The sequence below is a fragment of the Paucilactobacillus salsurae genome, from assembly GCF_054784995.1.
In genome coordinates this window covers 1-22,769 of sequence record NZ_BAAHWX010000016.1, presented here as the reverse complement: position 1 = coordinate 22,769, position 22,769 = coordinate 1, and the positions used below count along the sequence as shown (strand labels likewise).

Annotated in this window: 29 protein-coding genes; all 29 read left to right on the top strand. The window is 39.0% G+C overall.

All coding sequences use genetic code 11. From position 1 onward, the window contains the following. The coding region (locus ACYVQZ_RS09335; protein ID WP_461241113.1) for a DNA primase family protein at positions 1-638 on the top strand (638 nt) is incomplete at its 5' end. A 266-nt stretch (positions 639-904) separates the two neighbouring features. Then, a complete protein-coding gene (locus ACYVQZ_RS09330) occupies positions 905-1,213 on the top strand; it encodes a VRR-NUC domain-containing protein (RefSeq protein ID WP_461240677.1) in 309 nt (102 codons plus the stop codon). Between the two features lie 11 nt (positions 1,214-1,224). Then, on the top strand, positions 1,225-1,389 hold the full coding sequence (locus ACYVQZ_RS09325; protein WP_461241112.1) for a hypothetical protein: 165 nt from the start codon (positions 1,225-1,227) through the stop codon (positions 1,387-1,389). Beyond that, positions 1,379-1,588, top strand: a complete 210-nt coding sequence (locus ACYVQZ_RS09320) for a hypothetical protein (RefSeq protein ID WP_461241111.1) — start codon at positions 1,379-1,381, stop codon at positions 1,586-1,588. The genes ACYVQZ_RS09325 and ACYVQZ_RS09320 overlap by 11 nt, the downstream gene beginning before the upstream one ends. 90 nt (positions 1,589-1,678) lie before the next feature. Next, positions 1,679-2,212, top strand: a complete 534-nt coding sequence (locus ACYVQZ_RS09315; protein WP_461241110.1) for a DUF1642 domain-containing protein — start codon at positions 1,679-1,681, stop codon at positions 2,210-2,212. A 308-nt stretch (positions 2,213-2,520) separates the two neighbouring features. Then, positions 2,521-3,063 carry a DUF1642 domain-containing protein gene (locus tag ACYVQZ_RS09310; protein ID WP_461241109.1) on the top strand — a complete coding sequence of 181 codons (543 nt, stop codon included), beginning with the start codon at positions 2,521-2,523 and terminating at the stop codon, positions 3,061-3,063. A gap of 2 nt (positions 3,064-3,065) precedes the next feature. Further along, positions 3,066-3,320 (top strand): hypothetical protein, encoded by a 255-nt coding sequence (locus tag ACYVQZ_RS09305; RefSeq protein ID WP_461241108.1) that lies wholly within the window; start codon positions 3,066-3,068, stop codon positions 3,318-3,320. A gap of 68 nt (positions 3,321-3,388) precedes the next feature. Next, positions 3,389-3,820: a YopX family protein gene (locus tag ACYVQZ_RS09300; RefSeq protein WP_461241107.1), complete on the top strand. Its 432-nt coding sequence runs from the start codon at positions 3,389-3,391 to the stop codon at positions 3,818-3,820. Next, positions 3,813-3,989: a hypothetical protein gene (locus tag ACYVQZ_RS09295; protein WP_461241106.1), complete on the top strand. Its 177-nt coding sequence runs from the start codon at positions 3,813-3,815 to the stop codon at positions 3,987-3,989. Before ACYVQZ_RS09300 ends, ACYVQZ_RS09295 begins: the two co-directional genes overlap by 8 nt. Further along, the gene (locus tag ACYVQZ_RS09290; RefSeq protein ID WP_461241105.1) at positions 3,986-4,180 is read left to right on the top strand and encodes a hypothetical protein; all 195 of its coding nucleotides are present in this window, start codon (positions 3,986-3,988) and stop codon (positions 4,178-4,180) included. The genes ACYVQZ_RS09295 and ACYVQZ_RS09290 overlap by 4 nt, the downstream gene beginning before the upstream one ends. Positions 4,181-4,185: 5 nt before the next feature. Further along, the gene (locus ACYVQZ_RS09285; protein WP_461241104.1) at positions 4,186-4,632 is read left to right on the top strand and encodes a DUF722 domain-containing protein; all 447 of its coding nucleotides are present in this window, start codon (positions 4,186-4,188) and stop codon (positions 4,630-4,632) included. Between the two features lie 289 nt (positions 4,633-4,921). Continuing rightward, positions 4,922-6,082, top strand: coding sequence for a metallophosphoesterase (locus ACYVQZ_RS09280; RefSeq protein ID WP_461241103.1), 1,161 nt, complete (start codon positions 4,922-4,924; stop codon positions 6,080-6,082). 39 nt (positions 6,083-6,121) lie between these two features. Then, entirely contained in the window at positions 6,122-6,352 is a 231-nt protein-coding gene (locus tag ACYVQZ_RS09275; protein ID WP_461241102.1) for a ribonucleoside-diphosphate reductase, read from the top strand. 34 nt (positions 6,353-6,386) lie between these two features. Further along, positions 6,387-6,794, top strand: a complete 408-nt coding sequence (locus ACYVQZ_RS09270; RefSeq protein ID WP_461241101.1) for an HNH endonuclease — start codon at positions 6,387-6,389, stop codon at positions 6,792-6,794. 117 nt (positions 6,795-6,911) lie between these two features. Further along, the gene (locus ACYVQZ_RS09265) at positions 6,912-7,430 is read left to right on the top strand and encodes a phage terminase small subunit P27 family (RefSeq protein ID WP_461241100.1); all 519 of its coding nucleotides are present in this window, start codon (positions 6,912-6,914) and stop codon (positions 7,428-7,430) included. Beyond that, a complete protein-coding gene (locus ACYVQZ_RS09260; protein WP_461241099.1) occupies positions 7,430-9,319 on the top strand; it encodes a terminase TerL endonuclease subunit in 1,890 nt (629 codons plus the stop codon). The genes ACYVQZ_RS09265 and ACYVQZ_RS09260 overlap by 1 nt, the downstream gene beginning before the upstream one ends. A gap of 9 nt (positions 9,320-9,328) precedes the next feature. Beyond that, on the top strand, positions 9,329-9,529 hold the full coding sequence (locus ACYVQZ_RS09255; protein WP_461241098.1) for a DUF1056 family protein: 201 nt from the start codon (positions 9,329-9,331) through the stop codon (positions 9,527-9,529). Then, the gene (locus ACYVQZ_RS09250; RefSeq protein ID WP_461241097.1) at positions 9,519-10,616 is read left to right on the top strand and encodes a phage portal protein; all 1,098 of its coding nucleotides are present in this window, start codon (positions 9,519-9,521) and stop codon (positions 10,614-10,616) included. Before ACYVQZ_RS09255 ends, ACYVQZ_RS09250 begins: the two co-directional genes overlap by 11 nt. Next, entirely contained in the window at positions 10,616-12,478 is a 1,863-nt protein-coding gene (locus ACYVQZ_RS09245) for a phage major capsid protein (RefSeq protein ID WP_461241096.1), read from the top strand. Before ACYVQZ_RS09250 ends, ACYVQZ_RS09245 begins: the two co-directional genes overlap by 1 nt. A gap of 248 nt (positions 12,479-12,726) precedes the next feature. Then, positions 12,727-13,029, top strand: coding sequence for a head-tail connector protein (locus ACYVQZ_RS09240; protein ID WP_461241095.1), 303 nt, complete (start codon positions 12,727-12,729; stop codon positions 13,027-13,029). Further along, the gene (locus ACYVQZ_RS09235) at positions 13,001-13,378 is read left to right on the top strand and encodes a phage head closure protein (protein WP_461241094.1); all 378 of its coding nucleotides are present in this window, start codon (positions 13,001-13,003) and stop codon (positions 13,376-13,378) included. The genes ACYVQZ_RS09240 and ACYVQZ_RS09235 overlap by 29 nt, the downstream gene beginning before the upstream one ends. Beyond that, complete coding sequence (locus tag ACYVQZ_RS09230; RefSeq protein ID WP_461241093.1) at positions 13,371-13,793, top strand: HK97-gp10 family putative phage morphogenesis protein; 423 nt, start codon at positions 13,371-13,373, stop codon at positions 13,791-13,793. The genes ACYVQZ_RS09235 and ACYVQZ_RS09230 overlap by 8 nt, the downstream gene beginning before the upstream one ends. Then, the gene (locus ACYVQZ_RS09225; protein WP_461241092.1) at positions 13,793-14,167 is read left to right on the top strand and encodes a DUF806 family protein; all 375 of its coding nucleotides are present in this window, start codon (positions 13,793-13,795) and stop codon (positions 14,165-14,167) included. Before ACYVQZ_RS09230 ends, ACYVQZ_RS09225 begins: the two co-directional genes overlap by 1 nt. Before the next feature lie 19 nt (positions 14,168-14,186). Then, positions 14,187-14,822, top strand: a complete 636-nt coding sequence (locus tag ACYVQZ_RS09220) for a phage tail protein (protein WP_461241091.1) — start codon at positions 14,187-14,189, stop codon at positions 14,820-14,822. Positions 14,823-14,885: 63 nt separating this feature from the next. Then, entirely contained in the window at positions 14,886-15,272 is a 387-nt protein-coding gene (locus tag ACYVQZ_RS09215; protein ID WP_461241090.1) for a phage tail tube assembly chaperone, read from the top strand. A gap of 232 nt (positions 15,273-15,504) precedes the next feature. Further along, on the top strand, positions 15,505-19,494 hold the full coding sequence (locus ACYVQZ_RS09210) for a tape measure protein (RefSeq protein ID WP_461241089.1): 3,990 nt from the start codon (positions 15,505-15,507) through the stop codon (positions 19,492-19,494). A gap of 7 nt (positions 19,495-19,501) precedes the next feature. Further along, positions 19,502-20,347, top strand: a complete 846-nt coding sequence (locus tag ACYVQZ_RS09205) for a phage tail domain-containing protein (protein WP_461241088.1) — start codon at positions 19,502-19,504, stop codon at positions 20,345-20,347. Beyond that, the gene (locus ACYVQZ_RS09200) at positions 20,344-21,921 is read left to right on the top strand and encodes a phage tail protein (protein WP_461241087.1); all 1,578 of its coding nucleotides are present in this window, start codon (positions 20,344-20,346) and stop codon (positions 21,919-21,921) included. The genes ACYVQZ_RS09205 and ACYVQZ_RS09200 overlap by 4 nt, the downstream gene beginning before the upstream one ends. Beyond that, positions 21,896-22,769: glycoside hydrolase family 25 domain-containing protein (locus ACYVQZ_RS09195; RefSeq protein ID WP_461241086.1), on the top strand; the 874-nt coding region annotated here is incomplete at its 3' end. The genes ACYVQZ_RS09200 and ACYVQZ_RS09195, both read left to right, overlap by 26 nt.

The following is a 22,769-nucleotide window of genomic DNA, read 5'->3' as shown; positions in this document are numbered from 1 at the left end:
TAGAAAATGCACGGCTAGTCACATCATCAGAGCCAAATGACGGAGTCCGATTGGATGAAGGATTAGTCAAGCAATTAACTGGTGGTGATACCGTAACAGCACGTTATCTATACGGCAAAGAGTTCGAGTATCAACCACAGTTCAAGTTATGGCTAGCAACTAACCACAAGCCAATCATTCGTGGGACTGACGATGGTATCTGGCGCAGACTGATGTTAATCCCATTCAAGGTTCAGATTCCAATTGAGAAAGTTGATAAGGACTTGAAGTACAAATTGGAACGTGAGTCAGTCGGTATTCTTAACTGGATTGTTGAGGGAGCACTGAAGTGGCAGCGTGAAGGATTAAATCCGCCAGAAAGTGTGACAAATGCCAGTAAGGAATACCGTGATGAGATGGATGTTATTTCAACGTTTGTTAATGAATGTTGTGAAATTGGAGATATGTATGAAGTTCCAGCTGGTGGAATATTTGAAAAATATAAAACTTGGGCAAGTGACAATTCGGAATATTCTATGAGCAAACAAAAATTCAGCCGTGAAATGAAGCTAAAGTTTCATTATAAAAAAGGAAAACACGGTAGATGTTTTCAAGGTTTAAGAATTAAAAGCGATCCAAGAATGAGTTGGAATAAATAAAAAAGTTGTCAGATGGTGTCAGACAGGTGTCAGATAAAAAAGTAGCTTAATGCATTGATACTATTGCTTATGTACTCTATTTTCTTATAGGTGTCAGATAATGTAGTAAAAGTATGTATAGAAAGATAAAAGTATATATAAAGAGAAGAACAGTTTTTTAAAATATCTGACACCCTATAAGAAAATATAGTCAAACTATTACAGCAGTAGGAATTACAGAGTTTTTTTATCTGACTACCATAACTGACACCCGTGAGGTGAAACTTATCAAATCAGAACATCAAATACAATCAGAGATTTTAGTTGCATTGTCCAGGGCAGGTTGCACAGTCTGCCGAAGTAATGCTGGAAAAATTAGAACTAAGGATGATCGCACAATTATGTTGTTCCCGAAAGGGTGGCCAGATATTACAGGATTTCGTCAATCAGACGGAAAAATGGTTTTAGTCGAAGTTAAAAATGAAAAAGGTAAGCTACGACCTGATCAGAAAACATTTGCAAATTATATAGCTAAGTTCCCAGTTTTATACGGTGTGGCTAGAAGCGCTGATGACGCATTAAAAATTATTCAGTAAGGGGTACGGATATGCACAATGAATACAGAGAAGTGACGTGCTACATCGTGAAAGTAAAAGATAGAGTTTTGAAAGTATTTTTGGATCATGATAAGGCTAGTAATTATTCAAAAGGACATCAGTACAGCATGGTCCAGACTAGCAAGTTAAGAATTGGTGAGATTGATGAAGATTGAAGAATTTGTTCAGGATCATCCAGAATTTAACAACGCACAGTTATTTGAATATATCCGTAAGAAAAATCTCACAGTCGAATTTTCGACAGCGAGACTAACAGATTTATTAAATAACGAAACGAATTCAATTAGTCGATATGATGAGTTGATTGCATACATGATTGATAATAATTGGCAGAAGTACATTAAATTCTATTAGCACTGTAATAACAAGATATTGTAGTTGGAAACGTACACGCTAACCCGGAACTACTGGAGTAATAAAAGTTAAATTTACGGAGGACTAAAAATGAGCGAAGAAAAATTGTACGTGGTAAAGAACGACGAAGGAAAATATTGGGACACAGGTATGCCACCTTGGTGGAACGATAAGACAGGAAGTGTTTTCAAAAGAATTGATCTCGCGCTTAGGTTGGCTAAAAAATATGACGGCCACGTTGTCACTTTGATTGAGGAGCCTGAAAAGGTAGTGCTAAGCAAGGAACAAGCCGAAATCGTTGAAAATGCTCGTGATGAAGAATATCCGGCAACTTATATTTCTGACAGCGCTAATTTATCAGCTAGTGGTGAAGAAGAATTGTTGATGAACGCTTACGTCAACGGCTGGACGGTCGAGCGACCGCAGCGTTGGTACGTTAAGACACCGGATAACTGGATGGGCAACGAAAAACAAGGTTGGTTATACAAGATAACCGGCTCTATTAACACCATAAGTGAAGACAACCGCGAATGTACTCAAGATGAGCAGTTTACCGAAGCAGATATCGAACATTATGGCTTGCAATGCTTCGAGAAAGAAGAGGTGGCCGACGATGAGCAATAAAATAATCAGGCTAGAAAGCCTAACCTTGATGGACCACGATGAGAACCTTAATGACGGAAGCATATTTCAGACAACACGGATAATTGAAGTAGGGCGCCCATACGATGAACCACATTTCAAAATGGTTTGGGATGGGCAACATAATAACCCAGTTGAATGTCATTCAGACCGTGACGTTGTTAGTATAGACTTCATTAAAAGCCTATGTGACAGTGACGGGTACTGCTATATCGTCAGGCTAAAGGACGGCAATGAGTTGTCATTGCCTATACACGCATTCATTGCTGAAACTAAAGAGGTGACTGACGATGAGCAATGAGACGAAGCGGGACGTGTTCGAGGACGCATTGAGCGCATTGGAAGAGTTCGGCGAGCAGGGTAGTAGTTGGGAGATGGCCTATGATGACCTAAGAGCCCGTTACTCTGCGGCCAGTGACATCGCCTTGCCAGATGATCTGCCGCTGATTCCAGAATGCGTGAATTATGCAATTGAATGGTTTAACAAAAATGATGATGATTTGGGCGAGGTATTTCGAAATGCCTATGAGGATTTGGTTGATGATTGGCATGAATGTCCACAACTAGAAGTTGCTGAAACTTGGATTATCAATCACCCCGATGAATTTGCCCGTGTAATGATGTTTGGTTTCAAAGTATCAGAGCAAAAGTTTAGGTTGCCATTAAAAAAGTTACCAACCTTCGGTCCACAAATGTATATATGGTACAACAAAGAAGCCAACGAATTTGATGCATCACCAAATCTTACACTCACTTTCACTGAACAAGAACTCGATGACAGCAATGTACCAGAATGGGTTAAGCAGTTGCCTAGGGAATATGTGGAGGAATAGATATGAATAAAGATAATTTTCATATGGCATTAAGATCAATCAGCGGTGAGATAGTGGCGTTTGTTCAAAAAAGTCCGAATGGAATACTTCCTGATAATGCAATCGATGTTACAGATTTGGTGAAGAACGCAATCTTTGCTTATTGCAAACAAAATAAAGTAGGAGTTATGAGTAGTTCAAAAGAATCAATGTTTTATTCTGACAATCCAGATGAAATTGCAGAATTAGAATCTGTTCATCAAAAATATGTGGAGTGAACGGCCATGAAAATTAGTAAAAACACCAAAAATAGTAGCGTTCATACGGGAAAGGCGGTTGAGTTCAAATGACACCAAAATTTAGAGCATGGGATAAAAAAGAAAAACAAATGCTTTATGATATTCAGAATGCATACGATACGCTCAGCGGATGTGTGTATTATTCAAATGGTGAAGATGCCATGTATTGGGAAAGTTGTTTTGGTGATTTCTTAGACAACGATAAGTATGTGGTCGAACAGTGGACAGGGTTAACCGATAAAAACGGCAAAGATATTTACGAGGGCGATATTTTAAGAACCGATGACGGTTGGATTCAAATTGTAAAACGTATATCTGGATATGTAGACGCTGAAAAACAAATGGGAACTTTTGATTTTCGTGCATTTTACGTGCACCTAGATGGTCAGGTTACAATTCATTACATTGCAAAAGCTGATGAAGTCATCGGTAATATTCACGAAAATGCAGAGCTATTGGAGAGTGAACATAATGAATGAAAATTGTGTGTATTGCCATGAGCCATATAAGCCAATCATCAAAGCTAACGGTTATGACAGCATGGACGTTACAATCACAAGCAATGGTTGGTTAGAAGAAAATGGTTCAAATGGATATGGCGGTTCAACAACAATTAACTATTGTCCAATGTGTGGGAGGAAATTATGAAATCAATTGGCATCGTACTAGATATCATAACCGTGATTGCATGCGTTGTGGCATTGATTGCTGGTAGCTGGCTGGAGTGGAATTGTTACATTCTGCAATGGCACTGGACAGCATTTATCGTGGCAATTTGTATGGTGGTATTTGCAATCATGGGTTGGCAAACAGTTAGAGACTTATATTACGGGGAGTGAAAGCTTTGGGAGAATTACACCGATCAGATCCCAGATTTCGCAAAGTGGAACAAATACTCAGAGATTATCCACGCATTGATCGTGCGATTGAATTACGTGAGTTAGAAATACGCCATCCAACCGTGCCTGAAGATGAGAATGTGGGTGGCGGTATGGGTAACGAGTTCAAAGAACACTTTACGGATATTTTAATCAATGTGGAATCTGATCCAGAGATTATCAGATTAAGAACACAACGTGATGCAGTTGAATTTTGCTTAGCACAATGTGAGAAGAGTTCATTAGGCTTAGACACTGAGAAGATTATCAAAGAGATTTATTTCAAACGTTATCCTGACTTCTCAATTGACGGATTGTGTGCGACAGGGTTAATTAAAGTTGGGCACTCGAAAGCCTACGAATTACGTAGAAGTTTTATCCAAGATGTTGCTCAAGAATTACGCATATTTTAGTGCGGAGAAATTCAGCAAACATTCGTACGATTCACGGAAAAATACCCTATATTTACATGTTAAATTGGTAATGTGAAAAAGTTGAGAGAAGTCATATCCTACTTTTGTCATGTTTATTTCTCCTTTAACTAATTCACATTCTGGACATATACACACTCTATTATATTTAAACCACCTACTGTCATAGGTGGTTTTTATATTGAATTATATTGACGACACAGCAAAACACTAACGGAGTCTGTGCTGTTAACCTCGTCATTAATACATAACAAAGGAGGCAACTACTTACTTGTACTTGAAATGGAAAACTGAATATATCGATGAAATGATTCGATTGTATAAGCAAGGGCTGTCTTCGATTGCCATTGCAGATTCGATGTCGACTAAGTTCAATAAGAACTTCACTGGGTCAGCTGTCAGACATAAGATACTGAGACTGCCTGAATCAGATTCGGTTGTACGCAAACAACATTCGGATGGCACGCAAGAAGCAACAACCATTCTTGAAATGCACGCTAATGATTCGAAGACACCTGAAGATGTTTTACTTGCTCATGGTTATGATCCTGATATGTGGGAATTAACTTCAAGCATCTCAAACTTCTGGGGACAGACCGAAGATATCAACCTGTATCAAACCAAGATTAATGTTAAGCCTAAAACTGGGATTAATACAGCTGATCTATTGGAAATCTACAATCGAAAGATTGAACCTGTGCATGTTAAAACTACAGCCGTAGGCGTGCGACATTTAATCGTGCCAATCTTTGATGCACACTTTGGTTGGGAAACCTATGATGATGCCCAAGACTATCTGAATGAACTGCAGCGGATTATGACACATGGTTATCAATCAATCGACATCATTATCGGTGGTGATTACTTTCATTCTGATTTTATGACTAAGTCAATGACGGTTCATGATACGCAGCTAGATCATGTGGACAATATCCAATCCTTATCTGATGGCACATGCTTCTTCAGTGAGTTAATCGAAACAGCCTTGACTTCTGCTGAAGATGTGACTGTTCATGCAATTCCTGGCAATCATGATGCCGATAAGCAATACATGTGGATGTATGCCATGCAATACAAATATCCGGATGCGAAGATTATTAACTCGATTAATAAGCGTGAAGCATTCCAGGTTGGTAGTATTGGTGTACTTGATGCGCATGGAGATTTAGCTCTTAAACGATTGCCAATGATATTCGCTACCGAGTACACAGACATCTGGGCAAGCAGCAGTTATCGAGTAATCTTCACGGGACACTTTCATGAGTTAAAGGTGACTGATGATAATGGTGTTGTTCTTCATCAATGTGGAACAGGTAAGCCTAAGGATAACTATGAATCAGACAATGGTTTCGTCTTATCTCATCGAGCAATGGAAGCATTTGAATTCTCTGATACACAATTGAAAGCAACATATCATATTGAGAAGGAGTGATATTAATGCACGCGAGTAATCTACGATAAGCCAGGATGTGTGAAGTGTAAGTTAACTGAACAACTACTATCTCAACATATGCGCACTAAGGTTGAACATCTCTTCATTGGTAATGACGAATGGTCAGACAAAAAGTTAGCTAAGTTCAGAGACCAAGGTTATTCATCAATGCCAGTAGTTAGAATCTATGATGGTGATGGTGACAGACAACGTGTCGATGATTGGTGTGACTTCAGACCTGAAAGGATTAAGAAATATGCGAGTTCATAGATGTGGACAACGGTTATGCATGGAGATTATTCCGATGAGTGAACGCTACTGTGCTAAGCACAAGCCGCTACACGAACGACCACACTATGTTAGTCATGAAGATAAGAGTCGGAGCAATCGAGACTACAACTTGAATCGCAGAGATGAACAAGCCAATGACTTCTACCACTCGTCTCAGTGGACGAAGGTACGCAACTATGTTGTCAGTCGAGACATGTATACCGATGCAATCACTGGACAAGTGATTGATGATAAGCAATTGATTGTTGATCACATCATCCCAAGACGATTATGTGATAATCCGTTAGATACTGAGAACTTATGGTGTCTGTCGAAACGGATGCACAACATAAAAACAAAAATTGAACAATCCATGGATGAAAATAAATTAAAACATGTTGGAAAAATTTGGTGGCAAAAAATTTTAAATGAAAAACGCTGAATACCCCGCCCCTATTGACTTTGAAAAAGAGCGGACGCCATACAGTTTTACAGATAAAAAATATGAAATTGAAAATGTTTTAACAGCGGGGGTTGTTACTGAAAGGAAGTGATGCAAATGGCACGTCAGGTTAAACTTACTGACGACAAGAACGATCCAAAATATCAACGTGAACGTACTAATGATTTGAAAAAAGTAAATGAAAACATTGACGAGTTACGAACATCACCACCTAAAATTTTAAAGGGCACTGCTCGCTATGTGTGGAGAAGAATTGTTCCATTACTAAAGCAGATGGGATATGTACGAGCCACAGACCGTGACACGATTGAACTACTGTGTATGAATGTGGAAATGTATCATCGAGCTTACAAGTCTATTGAAGAAGATGGTATTCAGCAACCAATCTATCGCAGCTTACAAAATTCAGCTGGTGAAAAAATCGGCACAGACTTTGTTGGTTATAAGAAAAATCCAGCTGTGCAAACGTTAGATAGTGCAACTGCTAAAATTAAATCATTGAGTGAAACGTTAGGATTAACACCAGCGTCACGAGCACAGTTGCTCACATTGGTTGATGATAGTGAAGACTCTGAGTCACTATCAGATATCCTGAATAAAAAAGGTGACTTCTAATGGACGTTATTGATTTAAGCGATAACAAAATTTCAGTCATTCAAGCCTATCAAGGCCAACGAGAAAAAGGGTGTTACTCAGAGATATTTAAACGATATAAAGACCCTGCTACTCGTTATGCATTCGCTGTGCTTGAAGAAAAAATCACTGCTGGTGAAATGATTCAGCTTGATGCATTTAGGCATGTGCAAGATTTAAGACGGATTGATGAAGATGATTCGTTTGATTATGTTTATGATTTGGATAAATGCCGTGCAATTCTCAATTTTGCCAAGATTTGTCCGGACGTTAACTTAGGAAAGCCTCTCCCACTCATGCTGTGGCAGCAGGCTTTTTTATGTAAAGCGCAAGGTTGGCGTGATCGGCATGGTGAAAAACGTTTTAGTCGATTCATCATGAGTGTGGCACGGACGAATGGGAAAACATACATGACTAACATCTTGATTAGTTACTGTTTCTTGATTGAAAGTGAGGGACTGTTTAATCAAGACCTGGGTTATATTGCACCAGTCGTAGTTCAATCTCGTAAAGGTTTCAATTATTTAAAAACCACATTCAATTATTTGAAAGATTTACCAGCGTTTAAAAAGTTATTTAAAACTCGTGATGTAAACATTATTGATGATTCAATTAGTAGCAAAAAATTTCAAACTCGAATCTCTCGACTCTCGCATGAATCAGGTAAGCTTGATAGTTTTCACTTTCGCTTATTGATTTCTGATGAAGCAGGGGATGACAAATCCATTGCTAAGATTAAGGAAAATAACGGGAAAGTTACTTCAGGTCAAGTGCAAACACCTGATCATCAATTTGGACAGATTTCAACCGCTTATCCTGATTCAAATAGTTATCTGTATCAAGATGAACACATGCTCAAAGAAACCATGCAACATGATTCGGAACGTTTGCTAGATGATTATCTGTGCATGGTGTGGGAGCAAGATGATGTTGCTGAAACACAACAACCTGATTCATGGATTAAGTCAAATCCTGTTTTAGGATTAAATAAAGACAAATATCAATCAATGATGAAGTCATTAATTTCTGAACGTGATACATTCATGGCTGAAGGTAAGCTAGTTGATTTTCAGAACAAGAACTTGAATATGTGGCTGCAAACTAAGCAGAATACTTATCTTGAATTAGATGACATTAATAATGCTGTTTTGAAAGAAGAACCGTTTGATATCAAAGGGCGCAAGGTTTACATCGGCTTTGATAAATCAAACTTCAGTGATGATACAGCGCTAGTATTCATGTTCCCATATGGAGATAACAACTGGTACATTTACCAGCATTCATGGATTCCACTAGCACGATCACAGAACAATATCACAATCAAAGAACGCCAGGATAAAATTAATTATCGTGAAGCAGAACAATTAGGTTATGCGACAATCGCTAAGAATGAATATGGATTCATTGATGATGACAGTATTTATCATTGGTTACTGGATTTCGTTGCTGATAATGAATTAGACGTGCAATATTTCTGTTATGATGCTTGGAATGCTAGTCGAATTGTGTTAGCAATCGACCAAAAGACGGAATGGAATACCATGCCAATTCGTCAAGGGACACAGTCATTAAACGAGCCTACAGCCGATTTCAGAAAACAAATGGCAACTAGCCATATCTTTTACTTAGACGATCCAATCATCAAATACAGCCTTAAAAATGCCATTCTATTGAATGATAACAACGGAATCAAGGTTGATAAGGATAAAGCCACAGCCAAAATTGATGTGGTTGATGCAATCATTGACGCACATTACATGGCTATGTATGAATTTGATGATATTGACAAGCAAAAAGATAACAAAAGTGTCTTTGGCAACTGGGATAATAACAGAATTAATGACTATTTTAAGAATGATTTTTCATTCTAGGAGGTATTTATGAATCGAATTCGAGATACATTGAAGATATTACTAGCAAATTCAAGCTTAATTTTACTAATTGCAGGGGTAGTGAGTCTAACTATCGCTGCTTTTTTAGTCAATAAAACGGTGGGTTTCTGTGCTTTAGGTGTTTTATTAGTGATTCTTTCGTGGATGACTAGCCCACCCAGTGCGGGAGGTGATGTAAATGGCAGTTAATCCGTTTGCTAAGTTTCAAACTCGTCAACGAGCGTTGCCTAGTTCGAGTGTGAGTTCGTTTGTAATTCAGGACGGTAAGATTATTCCGAATAAACTCGTTAATGTTGAACGAGCTTTACACAATTCAGATATTTTTAGTGTGGTTAATCGGATTGCATCTGATGTTTCTGCTTGTGAATTTAAAGTGCAAGCGCCATTTGATGAGCCGCTTAACAATCCAAACAATAAAATTAGTTCATTTAATTTTTGGCAATCCGTGATTGTGCAGATGTTAATGACAGGTAATGCTTATGTACCGATTACTCGCAAGAACGGTTTAATCAGTCAGTTTGAATTGGTTACGCCAGCAAATGTCACAGTCACATTGAGTGATTACTCAAAAGATATTCAGTATTCAGTTCAATACGATGACGAGCGCGGACAGATTGATTATAAGAGCGCAGACATGTTGCACTTTAGATTATTGACAGTTGGTGATCAAAACAATCAATACATTGGCATGAGTCCACTGGAAAGCCTGATTAATGATATTGATATCCAAGAGCAAAGCAAACGCTTGACGCTAGCAACGCTCAAGAATGCAATTAATCCTAACTACATTCTGACAGTACCCGAAGGTATCTTAGATAACGAATCTAAGGATAACATCCGTAAGTCGTTTGAAGAGCAGAATACGGGTTCAAACTCAGGCCGAGCGGTTGTGTTAGATCAAGGATTAACTATGTCAACAGTTGCAATTAACAGCGATGTGGCTAAGTTCTTGAATAACTATAACTTCAGTCAAACACAGATTGCTAAAGCCTTTGGCATTCCTGATTCTTATTTGAATGGTGATGGTGACGAGCAATCTAGTCTTGATCAGATTAGGGCGTTTTATGCTAACGGTTTGCAACAGTACATTAAACCCGTTGAAAGCGAGCTAACTATGAAGTTAGGTGTCAAGGTTAACCTTGATGAGATGTCAGCGATTGATGTTGATAATCAGCAGTTGATTGATAACTTAGCAAAACTGGCAACGGGTAGCACACCAATTCTTTCACCAGAAATGGCATTAGACATTCTCAATAGGAAAGGGGTGTTTGATTAGTGGAAACCAATACTCTTGATATTCGGACCATAGACAATTCAAATTTAGCGGTTCGTAGTGCCGACAATGATGTCGGTATGTGTGTTCAAGGCTATGCCTTATTATTTAATGAACCCAGTGTGCCAATGCCATTCATTGAATACATTAAACCCCAGGCATTGGCAAACGTTGATTTCAGTAACGTTCTGTTACTGTACTCACACAAATATTCAAATATTCTCGCTAGAGCAGACTCTGGAACATTGACGACAAAAGTCGATTCCAAGGGTCTGTTTTTTAGTGCTCAATTTGCAGACACATCACTGGCTAAGGACGTTTATAACGACATTTTGGCAGGCAATCTGAAAGGCTGTTCATTCGGTTTCAAGATTGCTGAAAACGGTGATACATGGTCAACGGATAAGAATGGAACACCAATTCACACGATTACAGAAATTGAAGATATTTCAGAGATTTCAATCACTAGTGTCCCAGCTTATGCAGAAACTAGTGTCCAAGTTGAACGAAGTTTGAGTGATTTCTTAAAAGGAAAAGAGGAAAAAGATATGGCAACTGAGCCAATCAAAGATAACAAAGAAGTAGTACCAGCTAGTGAAGCACCAGCTACTAGCACAGCACCTAAAGCCGCTGCACCAGCTAGTGCAGGAATTGATTACGACAAACTCTCTCAAGCAATTGTGGGAGCAATGGAAGAAGTTCATCAACAACGCGAAAAAGAAGAAGAACAACAACCATTAAATCGTGATGACGAAGGTGGCGATGATGGCGGTGATGAAGAACGTGCAACAGATTCAGCAGCACCTGCATCATCAAGTGCCACCACGCCTGCTCCAGCGACAGCAAAAGCATCAGCAACTCCAGCAGCAGAACCAGCAAATACAAACAAAGAAGGAAGCGATCAACCCATGGCTAAAGTAATTTCAGATCCAACAGCAAAAGATAAGAATGCACAAGTAAAACGTGACTTTGAAGAATACTTAAAAACAGGAAACATCACACGTGATGCAGTAGATGGTGGTATTGGTTTATCAACCGGTGCTGTTATTATTCCTGAAACAATTCTTCCAGTTGAACATGAAGACTATCAATACCCACGCTTGGGTTCATTAGTTCGTAACGTGTCTGTTACTACTACAACTGGTAAATTACCTGTTATGTATTCAACTGACGAACAGCTTGCATTGCATCCTGAATTTTCAGAAACAGCTGCAAGTAATGCCCCAGAAATCAAACCAATTAATTGGGACTTAAAGACATACACTGGTAAATATGTATACTCACAAGATTTACTTCAAGATTCAAATTACAACTGGGAATCTGAATTAAAGTCGAGTTTAACTGAATTACGTGATAACACTAACGATTCATTGATTATTGGTAAGTTAACGGACGGCATTACTGCAACACCTGCAACTGATTTATTCACAGAAATCAAACATGCATTGAATGTGGCATTAAAACCAAAAGATTCTCAAGCAGCATCAATTACGCTTTCACAATCAGCGTTCAATGAATTGGACAGCATGAAAGATACAATGGGACGTCCATTACTTCAACCAGATTTGACTAAGTCAGCAACATACACAATCTTAGGCAAGACAGTCGTTGTTGTTCCTGATGAATTGTTCCCTAACGCAAAAGTCGGAGATGCAAACATCATCGTTGCGCCACTTCAAAAAGCCGTTATCAACTTCAAGAATGGTGAAATTACAGGACAATTCCAAGACACATATGACGTATGGTACAAGATGCTTGGTATCTACTTACGCCAAGACACTGTTCAAGCACGTCCTGATTTAATCAACCTTATTTCTTCATCTGCTACTGCTCCTGCAGGCGACACGGGTACAGCGTCAAAATAACAGACCCGTCTGAAAACGGCGGTGGAAACACCACTGAATCAAATTCAGATTCAACGTCAGCATCTGAATCCACTGCGCCGGCTGAATCGGAAACTACAACTGCATCAGCAAGTGATACAAAACCAACTGATGCCAGCACAGTTGATGAGATTAAATCTTGGTTAACTGCTCATAGTATTGATTTCACTGGCAAGACTCTAAAGGCAGATTTACTTGCGTTAGTTCCTGCAGATTAGGGTGGTGATTGAATGCCAGTTAAAGTTGAAAATTTAATCACAGAACTCAATTTAGATGATACTGATGAAACTCATCAAACTGTTTCATCACTGATTGATGAATCTCAGTCATTCATTATCTCAAGTGTGGATAGCACGAAAGTACCTGCTGACTTTGCTGATAATAAGATGTTTGATCGTGCCGTGAAAACAATGGCAACTCAATTATTTTATGACCGTACTATGGCAAATGGTACGTCACTCGGTTTGCAAATGATGATTAATCATCTGAAGGGTGGTGTAACAAGTGGCACAGACACCAATTCTAAAAACTAACTACTCACCTTATCAATTCAATAAAATTGCTGAGTTCGGCGATGTGGAAAGTAAGATGAATGAATTCAGTGGTGTTAACGTTGATACGCTAGTCACTAAATTCAAGTTACACTATGCACCTGTCAGACGAACATTAACTCAGAAATACGAACTCATGAATACGTCACTTGAAGATACAATTGTTATTGCTGTTCGACACAGTCCAAGAGTGAACGAAGATTTGTTTGTAAAGCTGGATAATGTTCAATACAAGATTATGGACATCAGTTCTGATGATTCAGATATGTACGTTACCTACGATTTATTGACTGTGCAAAAGGTTAAGAAACGAGGTAATGCTAATGGCTGATTTAGATGAAGTCTTGGATGAGTGGCTTGAACAGGTTAAAGACCTGGGCGATATTACACCAGCTGAGCAGGCTAAGATTACTAAAGCCGGTGCTGACGTTTATGAAAGTAAGCTTCAATCTGCTACCAAAGAGAAACACTACTCCCACCACAATGATAAGAAGTACGGGCACATGGCGGACCACATTACGAAACAAGCCACTAATATTGATGGCAAGAAAACGGGTGTTAGCACGGTAGGATGGGACAATGCTTATCATGCGGCTAACGCCCGTCGATTGAATAACGGGACTAAAAAATATTCTGCTGACCATTTTGTGACTAATCTGCAAAATTCAGACAGCACAATTAATGATGTTCTATTAGCTGAACAAGCTGCTTATCAAGAATTTTTGAAAAAGCGAGGTGGCAGCTAATGGAACAGGCAATATTTTTAGCAAAGAATTTAATTGAACAAAGTAAATTAAATAATCTTGACCAGGTATTTACTAAAAATCTACCAACTGATGCACAGAATGATACTGACCACACAATTGTTTTAATCACTGAAGCTGCACCACAGCTTGACGATTATGGCAATGATGATTTTTATTCATTCAATGCAAATTTAGAAATTCAAATCTTTTACAAACTGGACTTGGATTTCAGCCCACAAGATTTAGAAATACAGTTATTGAAACTGTTTAAACAAAATACCTGGAACATTACAGAAATATCAGAAAACACACTAGACCCTGACACTAAGCAAGTGACAGCGGCCTTTTTTGTTGAACTTAATCAAAAAATTTAAGAAAAAGAGGTAATTATATATGGCAATCGTAGGTTTAAAAATGGTATCTATTGCAGCCGTTGATCCATTAACACAAAAACTAGTCACTGGCATTGAAGCTGGTGGACTATCTGAAGACGGTGTTGTTCAAATTGACAGCACAATGTTTGGTACTAAAACAGCAAATATTACAAACCTTGAAGGTGCAGCTACAAAAGTTGACGGGAATAACGCCACTCAAGACGTTATTATTGGGCCTGCTTCACCAGCTGTGGCGTTTGACTTCAATAACCTTAACTGGGAAGTCTTGCAAGCTGCCTTAGGTAATAAATCAGACGGTAAAGGTGGCTTCCAATATCAAGGAACTAAGCCACACATTGCAGTCTTAATTAAGACGCAATCATTAGATCGTAAGCAATCAATCTACTATGGCTTTGCTAACGGAATCATGAGCAAGCCTAGTCAAAACATTGCAACTGATACTTCCACAGCTCAAACTCGTCAAGATGATAACATCACATACACTGCCTTAGGTGCAAATGCGTGGGACGGTCAACCAGTTAAGACCTGGAATTCAGGCACTACTGGCTTTGATGAACCATCAATGCTCAAAGAAGTCTTTGGTGGCTTTGCCGGAACATTAGCTGATGATGACAATGTCACACCTAAAGTTTAAACTGACCCTGCTGCACAAGCTGGGTCGGACTCAGATCCTGCTTAATGAAAGGACACATAATTCATGAGTGTAAAAATATTAATTGAAAAGTTATCAAAGAAACCTTTCTTTGTTAATGCTTCAAATAAAAACATGAAACGGGTTTATCAATTTCAACTAGATTCGGCACATGCTGAAGATATTGAAGGGCTTGAACCTGTGGATCAGATTCAAAAGTCACTCGATTTCACCAATCAACTCACTGGTTTTCTTGAAGACGTATTGCAACTTTCTGATGCACAAATTAAGAAGATTGATGATTTTGAAACTGATGAAACAATTGCCCTGGCATCTCGTGTCTCCATGCGCTTAATGGGTATGACAGACGCAGAAGTCAAAGAGGCATTGAAACCTGAGGTTCAAGATGACGAAAAAAAAGAATCAGTGTCGGTGAAAGAATCTTCAAACTAGAGAATCAATTAATCGACTTAAAAATTGCTGAAAAAAGCGCGCTGACTAGTCTTCATTGGACGTTAGATGAATATGATAAGGCTGATTTTTTTGAATTGAACGAAGTCTTAGCTGCTAACGAAGAACAAAAACTAGCTGACCCAGCTACACTATTTCAGAATAATCAATAAAAATCTTCCTATTACAGGGAGATTTTTTTATACATAGAAAAACTTTAGAAAGGGGAGATAATATGGCAAGAAAATTGCAAGCACAGATGTCCACAGAGATTGCTCTTGATTTATTGAAGACTACCAATTCAATTAAGAGTTTAACAACTTTAGTCAACTCAGCCACCTCTGCGTGGAAAGCGCAAGAAGCACAATTAAAATCTGCAGGAGATTATCTCGGAGCTGCTAAAACCAAGTATGAAGGTTTAGGCGATGCAATCAAGGAACAAGTTGCCAAGATTTCCGCATTAAAAAATGAGCAGTCTAAACTTAAAGGTAGCACCCAAAAAACTGCCGAAGAATATCTAAAATATTCTAAAGATATTAATTCTGCTGAAACTCGTTTGGCATCTATGCAGGCACAACAAACACGTGCCAAGGATGCCATGGCATTGCAAGCTTCTGGAGTTGTGAAATTAAGCTCTGAAATTAAGTTATTGAATAAGGCTAATGCAGCATATGTTTCAAGGCTTGAGGCAGAAGGAAAAACTGCAGATGCCAATAAAGCCAAATTGGCTGGACTAGAAACGACTCATGAAAAATTAGGAAAACAGTTATCTAAAGAGGAATCATTACTTAATCAGGTTAAAGATTCTCAAGGAAAAAGTTCTGAAGCTTATACAAAACAAAAAATCAGAGTCGACGAAACTGCTACTGCAATGGCTAAGGCTGGTAAAGAAGCGTCTGATTTAAGAGTTCAAATTTCTAAAGAAGCTCCCACATCGTGGACACAGAAGTTAAAGAACAATCTACTTGGTTTGAATACGCAAACTAAGAAGACCAGCAAGAGTTTCACCATGATGAAAGGTGCAATGGCATCTGCGATTGGTAATACAGTCTCAAATGGTATTTCTCGCATTGGTTCAGGATTGTGGAGTGCTGCAAAAAATGGTGTTGAACTTGCTGAAGCTGGTGAACAAACAACCCGTGTATGGAAATCATTAGGTGCGTCAGGTAAGGGAGCTAAGCAACTATCTGATCAGATGGTTGATTTACGAAACAAGACAGGTTTCACAGCTGATGACCTGAAAAAAATGCAAAAGAGTTTCTATGGGTTAACGGACTCAGTTCCTGAAACTAAGAAATTAACGCAAGCAATGGCAGGCATTGGTGTGGCCTCTGGTTTATCCGGTGAAAAAGTTGCCGGTATGACTCGAATGGTTAACCGTTTAGCGTCTTCTTCCACAGTATCAACCAGTCTGTTAGGACGGCTAGAATCACGAGCGCCTAAAATGGGAGACGCACTTGCTAAGGCTGCAGGTGTCAGTCGCAAGAGCTTTGATGACATGGTTGCCAGCGGCAAGATTACTGGTAAACAATTTGAAGGATTAATGGAGAAAGTTTCTAAACAATCTCCTGATGCATTCAAAAAATTCGGTGAAACTGGAACTGGTGCGGCTGCGCAAATTTCAGGGTCATGGAAATCAATGCAATCCACAGTGATGAAACCATTGGTTAAATCAAATAAAACTGGTTTGCAAGAAATCAACAAACAATTAAAAGATAAAGATACTCAAAAAGGTTTAACTGCTCTTGGTAAAGGAATTGCAAATGTAGCGACTTCAGCGATCAAGTTAATTGGTTTTATGGGAAAACACACTAATGAAGTTAAAGCGTTTGGCGCTGTATTGTTAGGTGCTTTTGCAAGTACAAAATTAATTAGTGGGATTCAGAAAACTAGTTCTCTAATTAATGGCATGATTTTTAAACCGAAAGTTGATCCAGAAACTGGTAAAAAGGGACTAACAATTTTTGCCAAAGCGGTAAAAGGCACTGGAAAAGGAATTGCAAAGGGGCTTAAATTCACTGCTCATGTTGCAGCTGATGCGGCAAGATCTGCATTGCAAGGTTTAAGCAAAATGGCAGGGATTGCTGGAAAAGCATTTGTTTCTCTAGGTAAATTTATGATGGCTAATCCATTTGTTGCTATTGCTGCAGCAATCGTTGCTATTGGAGTTGCACTGTATGAGCTCTACAAACATAATAAGAAATTCCGTAACTTTGTCAATGGATTAGCTAAAGCGGCTAAAGAACAGATTGGCAAAATCGTCAAATTCTTTAAAAACCTGGGAAAAACTATTGGTAAGGTATTCGGTAACATTGGTAAATTCTTAGGCGGCTTAGGTAGCAGTTTTAAAAAAGGCTGGAAGAACATCAGCACAGCAACATCTAATGGTGCTAGCGATGTTAAAAAGGCCTGGGATAAACACAACAAAGCTGTGGATAAAGCTAACAAAAAAGCCTGGAAGAATACCAAGAAAACCTTTGATAATGGCTGGAATTCAACCAAAAATGCCACAAATAGTGGTATTAAAAAGATTCAAAAAGTTTGGAAAAATTTAGGTGACACTACTGGCAAGATAGCTAAGAAGATGATGAAAGATCATCCTAAGACATTCAAGGCCGGTTACAAATTAATGCAGTCTGAATCGAATGCTTGGAAAGATGTGACTCATGGTCACTGGAATAAGTTAGGTAATGACACAAAGAAGATTGCATCCAATACTACTAAGTTCTGGAAAAATATCTTCAAAGATACCTACGACTGGTTGAACAAAGAAACTGGTGGACGGTTAGGTGACATGCTTGACTCAATCACCACAATCCTTGGTAAGATTTCTAAAGTATGGAAGAACATGTGGCAGTCAGTTAAAGATTTCTTTGGCAATATTTGGAATGGAATTAAAGACCTGGCATCTGACGGAATCAAAGGTGTAGTTGGTTTCATCAATAAAGGTATAAATGGTATTGACGGTGTCATCCATTTATTTGGTGGCAAAGCTAAGGCTATCTCACCAATTAAACTCGCTACTGGTACTCAAAACGGACGGCTTACCAAAGACACACTAGCCGTGTTGAACGACGGTAATGATAGCCCTGAAACTGGCAACCGTGAAATGGTTGAAAAGAAAGACGGTAAACGTTACCTAGTTAATGGCAGAAACACGATTGCATATCTTGAAAAAGGTGATGCAGTTTACAACGCTAAACAAACTCGTGAAATCATGGCTAAACAGTTACCACACTTTGGCTTAGGTTCATTCTTGAAAGATGTTGGTTCAACTGTGGGTGACTTTGTATCTGACAAAGTAGGAGATGTTTCATCTTGGATTGGTGATAAATTTGAAGCTATTGAGAAATTCTTCAAAGACCCGGTCGGACAGGTTACAAAGGTATTTGACAAAGCAGTTGGCAATATTAGCAAGGCAAGTCAATTTGTTGGTGCGTTTACTAAACCGGCTGGACACTACATTATCAAGCAAGGCAAGGATTGGTTTAAAAAACTATTTGAAAGTTTAAATGATGCCAATTCACCTGCCGGCAAAATGTCAAAATCAAAGTTTGCTGAGATAGCTCAACAAGCTGCCAGTTTAATGAATCAGTCTTTAAGTGCCAGTGATATTGCTCATTTGTATTTTCAAGCTGTTACAGAATCAGGAGCTGACCCAGCACAGAATGGTGGATATGATGACCACGACGGTTCAGGATTACCAGTTGGATTATTCCAATACAAGCGTGATACATGGAACGCTTGGGCAGTAAGAAATCACAAAAACATTCATTCTGCTTTAGACCAAATTATGGCTGTATTGAATGACTCTAGTTGGCGGTCAGACTTCCCACCAATTGGTGTCAAGCGTGGTTGGGGTCCAACCGGTCACAGACGAATGGCTAATGGTGGTTTAATCACCAATCATCAAATGATTGAAGTTGGTGAAGGTAATCGTCCTGAAATGGTTATTCCACTCGATACCATGAAACGCAGTCGAGCTAATCAATTACTAGACCAAGTTCATCACAAATTTAGCAGTGAAACTGGCACAACGTCAGACAATTCATTCAAACAATTATCTGATAAATTTGACACTTTGATTGGCTTGGTTGGACAAATGCTTGGCTTAAATCAAGCACAACTCCAAGCAATCAAAGACCAAGGCACGTTTGATACGAAGTCACTTTACAAACGTCAAGCCAAGGACTTGTCAATCAGTCAGTATGGTGGTTTGACATAGGAGGCGAATGATCACGCAAACACCTAAATTATTCATGAAGGTTGGTAATCAAGACGAATTCGAAGTGAGTGAACGAATCCATGGATTACGTTTTCTTGGTGAAAATTCTAGTCCACAATTTACCAATAACTATCAAGATGTAACTAACTTAGATGGTTCACCATTCGCCTTCGAAACGTTTGCTAAAACCACTATCAACGCTCAATTCTGGTTACATTTTCGAGATTATACAGATTACAAATTATTAAAGCACGAAATTTATCGGATATTCGGAGCAAGACAACTAATCAGGATTCGGACTGATACCGATCCTGCTAAGGTTTACTTTGTTTATCCGACTCCATTTGACATTGCGCCAACAAAACCTGAGGCATCAGACGCATTGTTTACTATCCCGTTTGAAAACCCTAGCGGTTATCGATATTCATTGTACCGGTCAGACACGCCTTACACATTTTCACAGAATGGTTGGCAGTTAGGAATGAATTTAAAAACGGACAGAGCACCAACGTATCATTTTACGTCATTAAAATTTGATGTTTACAATGCATCAGATATTAAGATCGACCCGTATTATCAGCGGCATGATTTAAAGATAATCTGTAAGTTTAAAGGTAGTTCTTTAAAACTTACAAACAAAACAAATAACAGTGTATGGAGCTATAACAAATCATCAGATGGTAATCATACGGTTATCCTAGACGGTGTGAACAGTTATTTGGACGGTACAAACTGTAACGGTGATACAGACTACGGCAATATCTTGCTTGAGCCTGGTTACAATTCAATTGAAGCTACTGGAGCAACTTCAGTTGATATCACATTCAGCTTTCCGTTCATCTATCTATCATGAGTTATAACGTACTTGTCAAGGCGATCAACAGCTCCAGTGTTGACCGTCTTATTTCATACTTGCCTGATAGTTTTAACATTCAATGGCAGGTTAATGATACTTACTCATTAAGTTTCACTGCTTGGGATGATGGGAGTGCTGCGTTTGCTAATTTAACTGTAGAAAGCACAGTTACATTCGACAATACAGAATACGTTATTAAACAGGCAACACCTGACGATTCATCAGGATTAACAACTGTGGATATCACAGCAACACACATCTACAGCGATTGTAGTCGAGTATTTCAGCATAATGTTAAATCAGGGGATGCAAGCTACACTCCAGGCGATATTTTGAAGTATTACTTGGACGGTAATAAGCTTGGTTATTCGTATTCAGTAATTGGTAAATTTGATAAGCAGACTATTTCTGATTTAGGAAATGGTTCTGCTGCAGACGCTCTTTCTACCATTGTTGATACATGGCCGGATTGTGTTATTTTTCCTGACGGTAAGAAGATAAATGTGTATGATCATGACTCGTTTTATAAGGACCATGGTAATCGGATCGATTATCTGAATAATGCATCAGAAATTAGCCTAGATTATGACAGCACAGACATTGTGAATCAGGTTGAAGCGATTGGACCAACGTTTGAAAAAGAAGAAACTGTTGGCACTGGACAGTACACACAGGGTGGTGCAGCTAACGTTGTTGCTGATGCCAAGAAATATCTTGGTGTTCCATATGTTTGGGGCGGTCACAATAAAGCTAACCCACGAGCTGGCATGGATTGTTCAGGTTTTGTCTCTCAGGTTTATCACGATTTTGGCATTGAAATTCCTGCTTACACGGTATCAATGGAAGCCTATGGTCATCAGGTTTCTACTCCACAAACTGGCGACATGCTGTTTTATGGATCGCATGGAGCAAGCCACCACATTGCCCTGGCACTTGATTCAAAAACAATGATATACGAACCACAGCCTGGTGAAGTCTGCAAAATGACACCAATCAGCTACTACCCACCACAATGGGTAGAGCGTAACGACAAAATGGCAAAAGTAGTGGCGGAGGGTGGAAAAGAAGAAACTACCACAGAAACATCAGAACAGTATTATTTTCAACCATTTATCGTTCAAGATGATGAGTCAATTAAAAAATGGGGCGTTCATCCAGGCGCTGACGTGACTAGTGACACTATTCAAAAAGCTGATGAAATGAAGAAATATGTATTGACTCAGTTAAAACCTGATCCGTCGCTAAGCATTACTGTCACAACTACAGACAACATGAAAGTAACAGCTGGTGATATGCCCAGGGTTGAAATCAGGCCACGTCAATATGTGACGGTCACCGGGATTGTTAGTTATGAGTGGTATCCGTTCAGCAAGACGAATCAAACTTCAATCACATTGAATGAAACATCTAAGACGATTCTTGATTATGAAAAAGCTCATACCAAGAGTGTGAATGATATTAATGCCACTGTTAAGAAAGACCTGGAAACTGTTAAGACAGACAGCGCAGGCCTTGAAACATGGACAGGCGAGGAGGTAAGCGAATTTGGTTCAAACATCAAACGTAGTTAATTTAAACGAATTAACAGATACAACCAAGATAGATTGGACAAATATTAAAGCTGCCATTATTCGTCTGAGCCATGGTGTTACGCAAGACAGTCAGGCGATTAACAATATTGCACTGGCTAAGAGTCACAACATTTACATTCACGGTTATCACACCTTTGAAGGTGTTGACGGTGAAGTTCAATTCACTATAGATAATGCAGAAAAATTAAGCCTTGATAAAGGGGCTTATTTTTTTCTCGAAGATAATACCGTTGATGATGTTTTAGGTTTTGCAAACAACTGGCTTTCTGCGGGTTGGCTTGTGGGAGTTACTGAACCATCTGATGAATACTATCAATGGATTAACAGCACAGATGAACCTTCTGCTTATGATGTTTGGAAAATTGACGACTTATACAGCGTTGATAAAACTGGCGAATTAATCAGAGCACCCGTTGATCCAACACCGAAAGTTAGTTCATACGAACCTGATACTCCCACTGCTGGGTCATATGTAGGCTATGGAGTTGATACGTCAGGATTGATTGGTGGTACTTCACTAGGATATTCCACTGACGGAAAGAATTTCTATTCAGCACTTACTCCATTTGGTTTTATCTTCAGGCAAGCTGATGCTGACAGAATGTGGGCACTAATGAAGAAAGACATCAGTACGATTAAAGGTGAAAAAGGCGACCCAGGACCACAAGGAATACAAGGCCCTAAAGGTGATACAGGTATTCAGGGTATTCAAGGAATACAAGGAAAAACAGGTGCAACCGGTCCTACTGGTCCACAAGGTCCAAAGGGTGATACAGGTGATGATGGAAAAGGCATTGAAGAAATTCAAATCAGTAATGGAACTGATT